Here is a 14,077-nt window from a genome sequence, read left to right as displayed (position 1 = left end):
ACAGCGGCTGGGTCCATCGTGGCCCTCGATCCGCCCTTCGACAACAGACCGGACACGAGCCCGTACAACGGGTTCCACGAGAGAAGGAGATGTTCGATGACCGGGGAGCAGACGCCGGAGCAGCTCGAGCCGCTGCCGTCCGACTGGGAACGGTGCCTGGCCGTCGTCGCCCACCCCGACGACCTGGAGTACGGGGCGGCCTCGGCCGTCGCCACCTGGACCGACCGCGGCGCCGAGGTGCGCTATCTGCTGGTCACGCGCGGCGAGGCGGGCATCGACGGGCTGGAGCCGGGCAGGTGCGCCGCGCTGCGCGAGCGCGAGCAGCGGGAGAGCGCGGACGTCGTGGGTGTGGCGTCGGTGGAGTTCCTCGACCACCGCGACGGCGTCATCGAGTACGGCACCGCGCTGCGCCGGGACATCGCGGCAGCCGTCCGCCGCCACCGCCCCGAACTCGTCGTGACGCTCAACCATCACGACACCTGGGGCGGCCGCTACCGGAACACCCCCGATCACCGGGCCGTCGGCACGGCCGTCCTCGACGCTGTGGCCGACGCGGGGAACCGCTGGATCTTCCCCGAACTCATCGGCGAGCAGGGCCTGGAGCCGTGGGACGGCGTGCGCTGGGTCGCCGTCGCCGCCTCACCCGAGCCCACGCACGCGGTCGATGTCGCCGAGGGAATCGACCGGGGCGTACGGTCCCTGCTCGCCCACCGGACCTACATCGAGGCGCTCACCGGGGAGGACCCCGAGGCGTACTGCCGGTCGGTGGTGTCCGGGGCGGCGGGACGGGCGGCACCGCGCTTCGGCGGCCGGCCGGCGGTGGCCTTCGAACTCTTCCCGTTCGGCTGAGCGGCGCGGGCGCCAGGCGGCTGGTCCCCCTTTTCAGGGGAGTCGCAGCGGTCGGCGCTCGAAGGCGATGTGCAGTTCGGCCTCGATCCGCGCCGCAGTCCCGGCGAGTGCGGGCAGCAGCGTGGCGTGCGACTCCTCTGCCGTGGCGCGCCCGGTGTACGTGGAGACGTTGAGCGCGGCGACCGGACGGCCGGAGCCGTCGCGCAGCGGCACCGCGACCGACCGCAGCCCTTCCTCCAACTCCTCGTCCACCAGGGCGTGTCCGCGCTCGGAGACCTCGTCGAGGAGCCGGAGCAGGGTGCCGGTGTCCGTGACCGTACGGGCGGTCAGCGGCCGCAGGTCCGTCCGCGCGAGCCGCTCCGCCCGCTCCCGCGGGTCCAGCCCGGCCAGCAGCACCCGTCCCATCGATGTGGCGTACGCGGGGAAGCGGGTGCCGAGGGTGATGTTGACGCTCATGATCCGGTACGTGGGGACGCGGGCCACGTACCGGATGTCCGTGCCGTCGAGCACCGCGACGGATGCCGACTCGTGGACCCGGGCGGCCAGTTCCTCCAGATGCGGGCGGACGATGTCGGTGAACCCGAGGCCGGACAGATGCGCGTGGCCCAGCTCCAGGACGCGGGGCAGCAGCCGGAAGCGGTGGTCGGAGACCTCCACGTATCCGAGGTGCTCCAGGGTGAGCAGCGAGCGGCGTGCGGTGGCCCGCGGCTGTCCGGCCGCTTCGGCGGCGCGCGCGAGCGTCAGGCCGCGCGGGTCGGAGCCGAGCGCGGCCAGGACGTCGAGGCCGCGGGCGAGTGACTGCAGGTAGGCGGCGCCCAGTTGCTGCTTGGCCGCGCCGTCCGGCAGGTCCGGACTCGGCGCCGTCCGCGGTACGTCGTCCGCGGGCCGCGACCGGGCGTCGGCGACGGCGGCCTCCATGGCGGGCAGCAGCGCGCGGAGCCGGGGGAGCGCCACGGCGGCGAGGCTGTCGGCGGTGTGGCGGCTGGTGTGGCTGACGACGCTCATCGCGCAGACCGTCCGCCCCTCCCCGTCCCGCAGGGGTACGGCCACGGCGATGAGGCCCGGCTCGACCTGCTGGTCGTCGACGGCGAAGGCGGACGCGGGGGAGCCGCACACGGGGGTGCGGGACGCGGGGGAGCCGGACGCAGGGGTGCGGGACGCGGGAGAGCCTGCGGAGCGAGGAGAGCCTGCGGCGAAGAGGGCACCGGGGGCGCAGCGATCGGCGGGCAGTACGTCCCCGGTGCGGAAGACCGGCGACATCGCGCGGCGCCTGATGACCTGCGTGACGAAGCGGACCGCGTCCTCTCCGTCCGGGACGGCGACCGACACCGACTCGTCGAGCGCGTCGGCGAGCGACTCCGCGAACGGCTGCAGCGGGTCGGCGAGGCCGCCTGACCGCAGGTAGGCGTTGCTGAACTCCAGGAGGCGCGGGGCGAGTTCGACATCGCGGCCCGCGTTCCGCAGGTGCCCCAGGTGGACCAGCGTGGCGACGACCCGGTCGACGGTGGAGCGGGCCAGGCCCGTGGCGTGCACGAGATCGCTCGGGCGCAGGCGGTGGTTGCCGGGCCGGGACATCGCGCGCAGCACCGTGAGGCCGCGGTCGAGCGGGCCGACGATCCCGTCCGCCGCCACCGCCGCCTCGGCCCGGTCGGTGTCACGCGCCATGCGGGCCTCCTGCTGCTTGCCGGGCCTCCGGGACGGACGAGGGTGCCCGGGCTGGTCGGGGCTCTTCCGGGTGCCTGCGATCCGCGGACGAGGGCGGGGCACCGGCGGGGTCCCGCCCGACCTGCCGACCGCACCGTTGACAGTCCGACACCGCCGGGCGGACACTCACTGCGCCGAGATTATGAACGAAAGTTCATCCAGCGAACAAGCCCCCTGTCAGGAGGAGCGCTCCCCATGACCGACCGCCTGCGCGAGGTCTACATCGTCGACGCCGTCCGGACGCCGATCGGCAAGTACGGTGGCGCGCTCTCCGGCGTACGACCGGACGACCTGGCCGCGCACGTCGTCAAGGCGCTCACCGACCGGACCCCGGACCTGGACCCGGCCCGGATCGACGACGTGTACGTCGGCAACGCGAACGGGGCGGGCGAGGAGAACCGTGACGTGGCGCGGATGGCCGTGCTGCTGGCCGGGCTGCCCGTCAGCATCCCCGGCGCCACGGTGAACCGCCTCTGCGGCTCGGGACTGGAGGCCGTCATCCAGGCCGCGCGGGCCATCGCGACCGGTGACGCCTCCGTCGTCCTGGCCGGGGGAGTGGAGTCCATGACCCGCGCCCCCTGGGTGCTGCCCAAGCCGGAGCGGGCGTTCCCGGCCGGGAACCAGCAGATGTTCTCGACGACCCTGGGCTGGCGGATGACCAATCCGCGGATGCCGGAGGAGTGGACCGTCTCCCTCGGCGAGGGCGCCGAGCTGGTCGCGGACAAGCACGGCATCACCCGTGACCAGCAGGACGCCTTCGCCCTGGCCAGCCATGAGAAGGCGGCGCGCGCCTGGAAGGACGGGGCGTACGACGCGGAGGTGGTGGCCCTCGAGGGCGCGGACCTCACACGGGACGAGACCGTCCGCGAGAACACCTCGCTCGAAGCCCTCGCCAAGCTGAAGCCCGTCTTCCGTAAGGACGGCACCGTCACCGCCGGCAACGCCTCGCCCCTCAACGACGGCGCCGCCGCGCTGCTTCTCGTGGACGAGGAGGGCCTGAAGGCCACCGGGCGCGAACCGCTCGCCCGTATCCGTACGTCGGCCGTCACCGGCACCGAGCCGCAGCTCTTCGGGCTCGGCCCGGTGGAGGCGGTCGGACGTGCGCTGGGCAAGGCGGGCCGGAGCTTCGCCGATCTGACCACCTTCGAGCTGAACGAGGCGTTCGCCGCCCAGTCGCTCGGCTGCCTCGCCGAGTGGCGCGACCTGGACCCGGCGATCGTCAACCCGCGCGGCGGCGCCATCGCCATCGGCCACCCGCTCGGCGCGTCCGGTGCTCGCCTCGCCGGAGCCGTCGCCCACCAACTCGCCGCCGCGGGCTCGGGCGTGGGGCTGGCCGCGCTGTGCATCGGCGTCGGACAGGGCCTCGCCCTCGTCCTCGAACGCTGACCCTCAGGCCACCGATCCGCCTGGCCCGACGAGCGGATCTGGGACGAGCTGGACGCCCGCTTCGCCGTCGACTCCGACTGGCGGCTGGAGCGCGGCCCGGTCACCGCCAAGTCCGTGACGCCCATGCGCAGTTGGGTCACCGAGCCCATGCGGTACGGCAGCCTCTTCCTCGCGGGCGACTCCGCGCACATCGTCCCGCCCACCGGCGCCAAGGGTCTGAACCTCGCCGTCGCGGACGTCGTCGTGCTCGCCGCGGCCCTGGCCGACCGGCACGCGACCGGGTCACAGGACGCGCTCGACGCCTACTCCGCGACCTGCCTGCGCCGCGTCTGGCAGGCGCAGCACTTCTCGTCCTTCATGACCACGGCCCTGCACACCGACCCGCGGGACACGCCGTTCGACGCGCAGGTGCGGCTCGCCCGCCTGCACCGGATCGCCGACTCCGCCGCCGCCTCGGCCGAACTGGCCGAGCACTACACGGGCCTGCCGATCGGTTGAGCCCCGAAGAGCGCGCCGGGGGGCATACGAAGGCCGGCAGGACGCCCGGCCGACCGGTACGGAGGGGCTTCAGAGGCCGCGCACTCCGCCCACCAGCCGCAGATAGCGGGTCCAGTCCCAGTACGGGCCCGGGTCCGTGTGGTCGGCGCCGGGCACCTCGTGGTGACCGATGATGTGGTCGCGGTCCTTCGGGATGCCGTAGGTCTCGCACAGGTGCGCGGTGAGCAGCGCGGAGGAGATGTAGAGGGCGTCGGTGAACCACTCGGGCCGGTTCACCCATCCTTCGTGCTCGATGCCGATGCTCCGCGTGTTGTGGTTCCAGTTGCCCGCGTGCCAGCCGATGTCCTTGTCGCGTACGCACTGGGCGACCAGGCCGTCCCGGGACCGCACCACGTAGTGCGCGGAGACCCGGGACGACCGGTTCCGGAAGATCCGGATCGTATCGGCGAAGGTCACCTGCGTGACGTGCACGACCACCCGGTCGATGCGATGGGCCGAAGGGCGGCGGGAGACGGTGTAGTTGGACCGGGATGCCGGGGACCAGTACGCGCCGGGGTAGTCGGCGGGACGCCGGGGGCGGGCCGTGGCCGGCGCGGCGGCGCCCGCTCCCAGGGCGGCGGCGGTCACGAGGCCGCCGCGCAGCAGGGTGCGGCGGGCCGGGCGGGAGGGATCCATGGGGGTCTCCAGGGGCGAGCGCGCACGCCGGCCCACCGCCCACGGAGACCGGACCGGCCGGCCCCGGAAGGCGACGTCAGCCCGAGCCACCACCGCGGGAGCCGGCGCGCCCGAGGGGATCGTCGAGTACAGCTTGCACAACGGAGTGCGCCGCCCCCAGCAACGGCCCGTCGCGTCCCACCCGGGAAACGGTGATCCCCCCGTACGGGCGGATCACCCGGCCGGTCAGCTCCCGCTGCGCGGCGGGCAACAGCCAGGGCGACAGCCCGGCCAGGGCACCGCCCAGCACCACGGCCTGCGGGTCGAGCAGGTTCACCACGCCGGCGAGGGCGATCCCCAGCGCCGTGCCCGCCTCGTCCAGCGCGCGCAGCACCGCCTCCTCGCCCGCCGCGGCACGTTCCTGCAGCTCTGCGATCCCCTCACCGTCCCGCAGGCCCGCCGCTCTCCGCACCGCCTCCTCGCCCGCGTACTGCTCCAGGCAGCCGCGGCCGCCGCACGGACACGCGGGCCCTTCGGGACGGACCGGCACATGGCCGAGCTCGCCCGCGAAGCCCTGGGCACCCCGGAGCAGCGCGCCGTCCACCACGACCGCGGCGCCGATGCCGATCTCGGCGGAGATGTGCACGAAGTCCCGCCGGGAGGCGCCGCCTTCGCCCAGCAGGAGTTCGGCGAGGGCGCCGAAGTCGGCCTCGTTGCCGACGGAGACGGGGACCCCGGGCGGCACCGCGGCCTGCAGTGCCGGGCCGGCGTCCACGCCCTGCCAGCCGAGGTTCGGCGCGTGCACCACCGTCGCCGAGTCCCGGGCGACCAGGCCGGGGACGGCGACGGCCAGACCGCGCGGCCGCAGCCCTTCGCTTTCCGCCTCCGCCGTGACGGCCCGTACCAGCTCCGCGAGCCGGGCCAGTACGGTCGCGGGGTCGCTGCCCCGCCCCGCGACCGGCTCCTCGACCCGTACGCGTACCCGCCCGCGCAGATCGACGGCGCACACCGCGAGATGGTCGACGCCGATCTCCGCGCCCAGACCGGCCGGCCCGTGGTCGCCGATCACCAGGGCGCTGCCCGGCCGCCCGACGGTGCCGGGGCGGCCGCGGCCCAGCTCCACCAGCAGCCCGGCGGACGTCAGTTCGTCGACGAGCGTCGAGACCGCGGCCCGCGTCAGCCCGACGCGTCCCGCGACATCGGCGCGGGAGAGCGGGCCTTCGGCGGCGACCGTGTGCAGCACCAGGGAGAGGTTGCGCTGCCGTATGCCGTGCTGGGTGTGGGGCGTACGCCGCGCGTCGGGAACGGGGCGCGCGGTGGGTGGGCGGGGCGTACGCGATATGCCGGACGCGTCCGATGCCGGCTCCTGCCGGGGCTGTTCGCGGCCCGGGGCCCCCGCGGCCGGTCCGCTGCGCGGGGTGCCGGTCATGCGTCGCCGAACAGGGGGCCCGACCCGGCCAGCGTCGCGCTCAGGCGCTCCCACGCGGCGTCGTCCCGGACGACCGGATCGTAGGCGGGGCCGTCGTCCGTGCCCCAGCGCCGGGCGACGGCCGCCGGGTCCTCCCCGGTCAGCACGCCGGCAGCCTGGGCCGCGGCGCCGAGAGCGACCAGCTCCGCGGCGCGCGGCACCTGGACGGACCGGCCCGAGAGCCGGCGGACCGTCTCCCGCCAGGCCGTGCCCCGTGCGCCGCCGCCGATGAGCAGCATCGGTGCCCCGGCGCCCGCCGTCTCGCCGTCCAGCACCCGGTCGAGAGCGGCGAGCAGGGCGAACACCGCGCCGTCGTACGCGGCCTGCAGCACCTGCCCCGCCGTCGTGTCGTGCCGCAGCCCGTGGAGCAGGCCGGACGCGTACGGGCGGTTCGGAGTGCGCTCGCCGTCGAGGAACGGCAGGCACACCGCGCCGCCGCCCGCCTCCACCGCCTCGCGGTCGCGCCCCAGCAGGGCGGCGATCCGGTCGACGGCGAGCGTGCAGTTGAGGGTGCAGGCGAGCGGCAGCCAGTCGCCGCGCGCGTCCGCGAAGCCCGCGACGGTGCCGGTGGGGTCGGCAGGGCCGCGACGCGCCACCGCGTACACCGTCCCCGAGGTGCCGAGGCTGATGACCGGCTGTCCCGGGCGCAGCCCGAGGCCCAGCGCGGCGGCCATGTTGTCCCCGGTGCCCGCGGCCACCGACACGCCGGGCGCGAGCGGCAGTTCGGCCAGCCCGTCCCGTACGGCGCCTGCCGGCTCCCCGGGCGCCAGCACCTCGGGGAGCAGGGCGGGAGAGAGGCCGACGTGCGTCAGCAGCTCCTCGTCGTAGGCGCCGGTCGCCGCCGACCACCACCCGGTGCCGGAGGAGTCGCCGCGGTCGGAGGTGCCGCGCCCGGTCAGCCGCTCGGTGAGGTAGTCGTGCGGCAGCCGCACCGCCGACACCGCTTCGGCGGCCTCCGGCTCGTTCTCGCGCAGCCACGCCCACTTGGTGATCGTGAACGCGGGGGCGGGCACGCTCCCGATCCGCTCGGCCCACGCCTCCGGACCGCCGAGTTCCTCCACCAGCCGGTCGCGCTGCGGGGCGGAGCGCACGTCGTTCCACAGCAGGGCGGGCCGTACGGGCCGGCCCGCCGCGTCCAGCGTGACGAGTCCGTGCTGCTGCCCGCCGACGGACACCGCGGCCGCGTCGCGCGCCGCGGTCCCGCACCGCGTCAGGGCCTCGCACAGCGCGGACCACCACTGCTCCGGGTCGCTCTCCCGGCCGGGCCCTTCGCTGACCCGGTGGGGTGCCTGCCCGCGCGCCACGACCTCGCCCGTCGCCGCGTCCACGACCAGGGCCTTCGTGGACTGCGTCGAGCTGTCCACGCCGACGACCAGCGGTCCTTGTGGTGCTGCCATCGTCCGTCCCTCTCCTCGGGTGCGCGCACGGGGTTCCCCACTCTGCCGGTGCCGACTAATTTGTCAACAGCCATGACGAAAGAGCGAGGGAGCCGCGATGAGCTACCAGCCCACCCCCGACGACAGGTTCAGCTTCGGTCTCTGGACGGTCGGATGGCAGGGCCGGGACCCGTTCGGTGAGGCGACCCGGGCCCCGCTCGACCCCGTCGAGGCCGTACGGCGGCTGGCCGACCTCGGCGCGTACGGCGTCACCTTCCACGACGACGACCTGATCCCCGCCGGTACGCCCGCGGCCGGGCGGGAGGCGCACGTCAAGCGGTTCCGGCAGGCCCTCGACGCCACCGGCCTCGTCGTGCCGATGGCCACCACCAACCTCTTCACCCATCCCGTGTTCAAGGACGGCGCGTTCACCGCCAACGACCGCGACGTGCGCCGCTACGCCCTCCGCAAGACCCTCCGGAACATCGACCTCGCCGCCGAACTCGGCGCCAGGACCTATGTGGCGTGGGGCGGCCGGGAGGGAGCGGAGTCCGGCGCCGCCAAGGACGTACGGGACGCCCTCGACCGGATGAAGGAAGCCTTCGACCTCCTCGGCGACCACGTCACCGAGCAGGGCTACGACCTGCGCTTCGCCATCGAGCCCAAGCCCAACGAGCCGCGCGGTGACATCCTCCTGCCCACCGTCGGCCACGCGCTCGCCTTCATCGAACGCCTGGAGCGCCCGCACCTCTTCGGCGTCAATCCGGAGGTCGGCCACGAGCAGATGGCGGGGCTCAACTTCCCGCACGGTATCGCCCAGGCGCTGTGGGCGGGCAAGCTGTTCCACATCGACCTCAACGGGCAGTCCGGCATCAAGTACGACCAGGACCTCCGCTTCGGGGCGGGCGATCTGCGGGCCGCCTTCTGGCTGGTCGACCTGCTCGAATCGGCCGGCTACGCGGGGCCGCGCCACTTCGACTTCAAGCCGCCGCGCACCGAGGACGCCGAGGGCGTCTGGGCCTCCGCCGCGGGCTGCATGCGCAACTACCTCATCCTCAAGGAGCGTTCGGCGGCCTTCCGCTCGGACCCGGAGGTCCAGGACTCACTGAAGGCGTCGCGGCTGGACCAGTTGGCGCGGCCGACCCTGCGCGAGGGCGAGACGGTGGCGGATCTGCTGGCCGACCGTACGGCCTTCGAGGACTTCGACGTGGAGGCCGCTGCGTCCCGCGGGATGGCGTTCGAGCGGCTCGACCAGCTCGCCATGGACCACCTGCTCGGGGCGCGGTAGGTAACCAACTTCCCCTGACATCACCAACGTTGAGCAAAATACCGGGATCGGTGATGAGTCGAACCCTCGTCCGCATCCGTATAGGGATGCGCGAGACCGGAACGGCACTTCCGTGGGGGAGGCGCCGACACGGTCTCGCGGCACGCCCGGGGAGGCGAACGTCGTCGTGGCGCCGCTCTCTTCCGGATGCGACACGGACCGGCTCCGGCCGGAGACCGTGCGCAGCAGCGGCCGCCCCATCCGGGCCCCACGGGTCCGGCGGATGCCGAGGAGTCTGAGGGGTCCTCTCGGTGTCCTGCCGTCCGTCGAGGCTGCGGATGGGGGAGTGCCGAACGGGGCGTGCCGGATGGACACGGAGGGCCGGGCCGCCGATGCGGCCCAGCCCTCCGCACACCGTACGGCTGTGCCACTGCCCGGGCGCCCGCCCGGCTCGGCCCGCCCAAGTCGCCCTTCAGCCCGTGGCGTCGAGGAGCGGGGCCAGCGCGGCGGCCGGGTCGTGTCCGGCCGGCCCGGCCGGACACCACCGGCCCCGCTCCTTGCGGTACGGCCACCAGCGCCCGTCACGCCCGTACCGGAGCTGGGCGTCCGCTCCGACCGCCGTCCAGCGGTTCCCCGTGGCCCGCAGCCGCGGGGCGTGCTGCTCACCGGCCCACGCGGAGGACAGCTCCGTCCGGGCCCGCGCCAGTGCCTCCGGCTCCGGGTCCCACTCCTCCTCCAGCACCGCGAGCGCCGCCGCACCGCCCTGGCGCCAGGCGCGTACGGCCAGGTCCATGCCGCGCGCGTCCCGGCCGCTGCCCTCGGTGAGGCGGGCCGCCACCGGGACGGCGGGGCCGGAGGCGGCGAGCCGTACGGCGTCCTGGGCCACCGTCAACTCCGCCCCGATCGGCGACTGTTGGTGCCGGGGCGAGAGGGCGTCGGCGAGCAGCAGCGTCGCGCGCGCCGCCGCGTCGGAGGCCAGGAACTCCAGCGCGGCCGCGTCCAGCCCCGCCGCCGGATCGGCACCCCCCGTGAGAACGGGCGGGTGGCCCGGCTCCGTGACGGGCGGGGGAGGTGCGGGCAGGGGCGGCAGCGATCCGGCCGCCGCGAACGCCTCCCGGGCCGGGACGCCGTCCACGGCGCCCGGCTCCGCGCGGGCCTGGTCCCCGGTGGCGCGCCCCTCCGCGGCCTCCGTGCTCCGGGCCGCGCGGGCCGCGCTGCGTACCTGAAGCTCCGTCAGCAGCGCGCGTTCACCGCGGCCCCGTATCAGCAGCAGCACCAGAGGATCCTGGTCCAGCAGACGCGCCACCTGATAGCTCAGCGCGGCGGTGTGCGGGCAGTGGTCCCATGCGTCGCAACGGCACTCAGGCTCCAGGTCCCCGATGCCCGGCAACAGCTCGACACCGGCAGCCGCCGCGTCCTCGACGAGATGGGGCGGCATGTCGTGGTCGAGCAGGGCGGCGATGTGCCCGGCCCGGTCGGCGACCGTTTCCAGCAGCCGGTCCCACTCCGCGTCCCCGAACTCCCGCAGGAGCACGTCCGAGCGGTACGGCACACCGTCGCGGTCACGCACCACGGCGGTGATCCGGCCCGGCCGGACCGACACGGCACCCACCGCGCCCGCGCGCGCGTAAGCGCGGCCCCTGGCCAACTGCCCGCTGTCCAGGGCGGTGTCCTCCAGCGCCTTCAGCCAGGCCCGGCCCCACCAGGTCCGCGCGAATCCCTGTCCGCGCGCGGGGGGCAAGGCCTCGAAGACGCGCTCCCCCGTCGATTCCCCCGTCATCGGCCGTCCTTCCGCAGTGCCACCAGATCCGCCAGTTCCGCGTCGGTCAGCTCCGTCAGGGCCGCCTCGCCTCCGCCGAGGACCGCGTCCGCCAACTCCCGTTTGCGCTCCAGCATCTCCGCGATGCGGTCCTCGACCGTGCCCTCGGTGACGATCCGGTGAACCTGCACCGGCTGGGTCTGGCCGATCCGGTAGGCGCGGTCGGTGGCCTGCGCCTCGACCGCGGGGTTCCACCAGCGGTCGTAGTGCACCACGTGCGCGGCGCGGGTCAGGTTGAGCCCGGTGCCCGCCGCCTTGAGCGACAGCAGGAAGACGGGGACCTCGCCGTCCTGGAAGCGCCGCACCATCTCCTCCCGCCGCCCCACCGGCGTGCCGCCGTGCAGGAGTTGGGAGGACACGCCCCGCGCGGCGAGATGCTGTTCCAGCAGCCGGGCCATGGCCACGTACTGGGTGAAGACCAGCACGCTCGCGTCCTCGCTGAGGATGGTGTCCAGCAGTTCGTCGAGCAGCTCCAGCTTTCCCGAACGGCCCGTGAGCCGCGGCCGGTCCTCCTTGAGGTACTGCGCCGGGTGGTTGCAGATCTGCTTGAGGGCCGTCAGCAGCGCGACCACCAGCCCGCGCCGGGCGAAGCCACCGGTGCCCGAGATCTCCGCGAGCGTCTCACGCACCACCGCCTCGTACAGCCCGGCCTGTTCCCGGGTGAGCGCGACGGCACGGTCGGTCTCGGTCTTCGGGGGCAGTTCGGGGGCGATGCCCGGGTCGGACTTGCGCCTGCGGAGGAGGAAGGGGCGCACGAGCCGGGAGAGCCGCTCGGCGGCCGCGGGGTCCCGGCCGCTCTCGACGGCGTCGGCGTAGCGCCTGCGGAACGAGCCGAGCGAGCCGAGGAGTCCGGGCGTGGTCCAGTCGAGGATCGCCCACAGCTCCGACAGGTTGTTCTCCACCGGCGTGCCGGTGAGGGCGACGCGCGCGCGGGCGCCGATGGTGCGGAGCTGACGCGCGGTCGCCGAGAACGGGTTCTTGACGTGCTGTGCCTCGTCGGCGACCACCATGCCCCACGGTCCTGCGGCGGCCAGCCGCTCGGCGTCCAGGCGCATGGTGCCGTACGTGGTGAGCACGAACCCGTCGTCCGGCAGCTCGTCCAGACTGCGGGCGCCTGCGTGGTAGCGGCGTACAGGGGTGCCGGGCGCGAACCGCTCGATCTCCCGCTGCCAGTTGCCCATCAGGGAGGTCGGGCAGACGACGAGGGTCGGGCCCCCTGCGCGGAAGTCCGCCCCCTGCCGGTGCAGATGGAGCGCGATGACGGTGATGGTCTTACCCAGGCCCATGTCGTCGGCCAGAGCGCCGCCGAGGCCGAGCGCGGTCATGCGGTCAAGCCAGTCCAGGCCCCGGAGTTGGTAGTCGCGCAGGGTCGCGGCGAGGGCGGCGGGCTGCGCCACGCCGTCGCGGTCGCCCTCCCGCTGCGGGTCGGCCAGCAGGTCGCGCAGCGCCGCCAGCCGGCCCTCCGCCTCCACCCCGACGGTCTCGCCGTCGGCCTCCGCCGTCCCGGTCAGGGCCGCGCCGAGGGCGTCGATCGGCGCGACCTCGCGGTCCTTCCGGTCGCGGGCGCGGTGGGCGAGTGAGGGATCCACCAGCACCCACCGGTCCCGCAGCCGTACGACGGGACGGCCGGCCTCGGCGAGGCGGTCCAGCTCCTCGCGGGTGAGGTCCTGCCCGCCGACCGCGAAGCGCCAGCGGAACGCCAGCAGGGCGTCCGCGGACATCAGGGACGGCAGTCCGGACTCGGGGCGGGCGGGACCGGTCTCGCCCTTCGGGCCGATCACGGCTCTGGCCGTGAGGTCGCGGGCCAGCTCCTTCGGCCAGTGGATCTGGACGCCCGCGGCGTCCAGACGCCCTGCTGCTTCGCCCAGCAGCTCGGTGACCTCCTCGTCGGCGAGTTCGATCGCGTCGGGAACGGCCGCGGACAGCAGCGGGGACAGCGGAGCCCAGATACGGGCGGCCCGGCGCAGCGTGAGCAGGGCGTCCATCCGGGCACGGGGACCGAAGGCCGCCGGGCGTCGTCCCTCCTGCCCGGCCCACACCTCCGAGGCGTCGGCGACGAGTGTGGGGTCGGTGAGGCCGTGCAGTTGCACGACGGCGCGGAACCGCGGCCCGCCCGGCTCGCTCGGTCCGTCCTCCTCGCCGATCTCGTGCGGGGCGCCGATCTCATCCGGGCCGCCGCCCTCGTCCGGGCCGCGGTCGAGGAGGCCGGGCAGCTCGATACGCAGCGAGACCCGTACGCCCGCGTCGTGCCCCGCGGCCACGTCGGCCGCCCAGTCGCGCTGTTCCGGCAGCCGCTGCGGTTCGGGCGCGGCGAACGCCGGGCCGCCCGCGGCAAGGGAGGCGGCGGGCGAGCGGGGCATACCGTCGGCGACCGCGTCCAGGAAGGAGCGCAGCAGCCGTTCGGGTTCGGGCAGGCGCAAGGGGTCGGTCCCCGGCAGAGGCACGGCGTGGGCGGCCGGCGGCATGGCGGTGGCGAGCTCGCGCAGGCGCCGCAGGTCGTCGGGGCCGAGCGGCCCGACCCGCCAGGCGTCATGGTCGGTGGCCGTCAGCCCGGGCAGCAGGCGGCCGCGTGCGACGAGCTGGAGCGCGAGCACCGCGGCCGAGCCCCAGAAGACGGTGGCGGGGTCGCCCTGAGCGGCGCGGGCGCGGGTGAGGACGGGCACCGCGTCGCGGACCGGCAGGATCACGGCGCGTACGGTGCGCTCCCGGACGTCGTCGCCGTGCGGCACGGCGACGGTGAGGTCCTCGGTGTCGGCGGCGGAGGGGTGCGGGCCGCCGTCGGGGGCGACGAAGGCGACCCGGCCGGTGCGCGCGGGGTCACCGGGCAGGAAGACCGCCGGGCAATGGGAGAGCCGGGCGATGTCGGACGGCGTTGTCGTGGGGGACCGATGCACGGAACCTTGCATTCCTCAAATTTGACTACTGGACCCGGAGGGCGCCGAGGTTACCTCACGCCGCCGCCTCGCGGGGGTGCCGCCGCAGTGAACAGGATCACGTGAACTGCCGTGCGGGGAGCCGGCCGTCGCACCCGGAGCGGACGGACCGTCCCACCGCCG

The 14,077-nt window shown here is 75.0% G+C and carries 10 protein-coding genes; 4 read left to right on the top strand and 6 right to left on the bottom strand.

Translation table 11 applies throughout. The features are described from left to right. The first annotated feature begins 96 nt into the window (after window positions 1-96). Window positions 97-849, top strand: a complete 753-nt coding sequence (locus tag ABZ822_RS21875) for a PIG-L deacetylase family protein (protein WP_360856563.1) — start codon at window positions 97-99, stop codon at window positions 847-849. A 33-nt stretch (window positions 850-882) separates the two neighbouring features. Here ABZ822_RS21875 and ABZ822_RS21870 read toward each other — a convergent pair whose 3' ends face one another. Then, window positions 883-2,514 carry an IclR family transcriptional regulator C-terminal domain-containing protein gene (locus ABZ822_RS21870; protein ID WP_360856561.1) on the bottom strand — a complete coding sequence of 544 codons (1,632 nt, stop codon included), beginning with the start codon at window positions 2,512-2,514 and terminating at the stop codon, window positions 883-885. Window positions 2,515-2,748: 234 nt separating this feature from the next. Between ABZ822_RS21870 and ABZ822_RS21865 the strand changes: the two genes are divergently transcribed. Together ABZ822_RS21865 and ABZ822_RS21860 are read left to right on the top strand one after the other, a co-directional pair. Then, complete coding sequence (locus tag ABZ822_RS21865; RefSeq protein ID WP_360856558.1) at window positions 2,749-3,939, top strand: thiolase family protein; 1,191 nt, start codon at window positions 2,749-2,751, stop codon at window positions 3,937-3,939. Window positions 3,940-3,975: 36 nt separating this feature from the next. Next, complete coding sequence (locus ABZ822_RS21860; RefSeq protein WP_360856764.1) at window positions 3,976-4,437, top strand: FAD-dependent monooxygenase; 462 nt, start codon at window positions 3,976-3,978, stop codon at window positions 4,435-4,437. Between the two features lie 69 nt (window positions 4,438-4,506). On the opposite strand, the gene ABZ822_RS21855 is transcribed toward ABZ822_RS21860, so the two are convergent. The 3 genes from ABZ822_RS21855 to xylB form a co-directional block, all read right to left on the bottom strand. Beyond that, window positions 4,507-5,112 (bottom strand): peptidoglycan recognition family protein, encoded by a 606-nt coding sequence (locus tag ABZ822_RS21855; RefSeq protein ID WP_360856555.1) that lies wholly within the window; start codon window positions 5,110-5,112, stop codon window positions 4,507-4,509. A gap of 76 nt (window positions 5,113-5,188) precedes the next feature. After that, entirely contained in the window at window positions 5,189-6,520 is a 1,332-nt protein-coding gene (locus tag ABZ822_RS21850; RefSeq protein WP_360856552.1) for an ROK family transcriptional regulator, read from the bottom strand. Beyond that, the gene (xylB, locus tag ABZ822_RS21845) at window positions 6,517-7,956 is read right to left on the bottom strand and encodes a xylulokinase (RefSeq protein WP_360856549.1); all 1,440 of its coding nucleotides are present in this window, start codon (window positions 7,954-7,956) and stop codon (window positions 6,517-6,519) included. The genes ABZ822_RS21850 and xylB overlap by 4 nt, the downstream gene beginning before the upstream one ends. Window positions 7,957-8,053: 97 nt before the next feature. On the opposite strand from xylB, the gene xylA reads away from it, so the two are divergent. Then, window positions 8,054-9,223, top strand: a complete 1,170-nt coding sequence (xylA, locus tag ABZ822_RS21840) for a xylose isomerase (protein ID WP_360856546.1) — start codon at window positions 8,054-8,056, stop codon at window positions 9,221-9,223. Between the two features lie 451 nt (window positions 9,224-9,674). On the opposite strand, the gene ABZ822_RS21835 is transcribed toward xylA, so the two are convergent. Then, a complete protein-coding gene (locus ABZ822_RS21835; protein ID WP_360856543.1) occupies window positions 9,675-10,982 on the bottom strand; it encodes an SWF or SNF family helicase in 1,308 nt (435 codons plus the stop codon). After that, on the bottom strand, window positions 10,979-13,915 hold the full coding sequence (locus ABZ822_RS21830; RefSeq protein ID WP_360856540.1) for a DEAD/DEAH box helicase: 2,937 nt from the start codon (window positions 13,913-13,915) through the stop codon (window positions 10,979-10,981). The genes ABZ822_RS21835 and ABZ822_RS21830 overlap by 4 nt, the downstream gene beginning before the upstream one ends. Window positions 13,916-14,077: the final 162 nt, after the last annotated feature.

Source organism: Streptomyces sp. NPDC047108, from assembly GCF_040643575.1.
Classification (GTDB): domain Bacteria; phylum Actinomycetota; class Actinomycetes; order Streptomycetales; family Streptomycetaceae; genus Streptomyces.
Note: the sequence above shows the minus strand (reverse complement) of the source record. Positions and strands in the feature narration are given on the sequence as shown.

Coding starts and splice junctions, on each gene's coding strand:
- ABZ822_RS21875 (WP_360856563.1), top strand. CDS start 97: ATGACCGGGGAGCAGACGCCGGAGCAGCTCGAGCCGCTGCCGTCCGAC.
- ABZ822_RS21870 (WP_360856561.1), bottom strand. CDS start 2,514: ATGGCGCGTGACACCGACCGGGCCGAGGCGGCGGTGGCGGCGGACGGG.
- ABZ822_RS21865 (WP_360856558.1), top strand. CDS start 2,749: ATGACCGACCGCCTGCGCGAGGTCTACATCGTCGACGCCGTCCGGACG.
- ABZ822_RS21855 (WP_360856555.1), bottom strand. CDS start 5,112: ATGGATCCCTCCCGCCCGGCCCGCCGCACCCTGCTGCGCGGCGGCCTC.
- ABZ822_RS21850 (WP_360856552.1), bottom strand. CDS start 6,520: ATGACCGGCACCCCGCGCAGCGGACCGGCCGCGGGGGCCCCGGGCCGC.
- xylB (WP_360856549.1), bottom strand. CDS start 7,956: ATGGCAGCACCACAAGGACCGCTGGTCGTCGGCGTGGACAGCTCGACG.
- xylA (WP_360856546.1), top strand. CDS start 8,054: ATGAGCTACCAGCCCACCCCCGACGACAGGTTCAGCTTCGGTCTCTGG.
- ABZ822_RS21835 (WP_360856543.1), bottom strand. CDS start 10,982: ATGACGGGGGAATCGACGGGGGAGCGCGTCTTCGAGGCCTTGCCCCCC.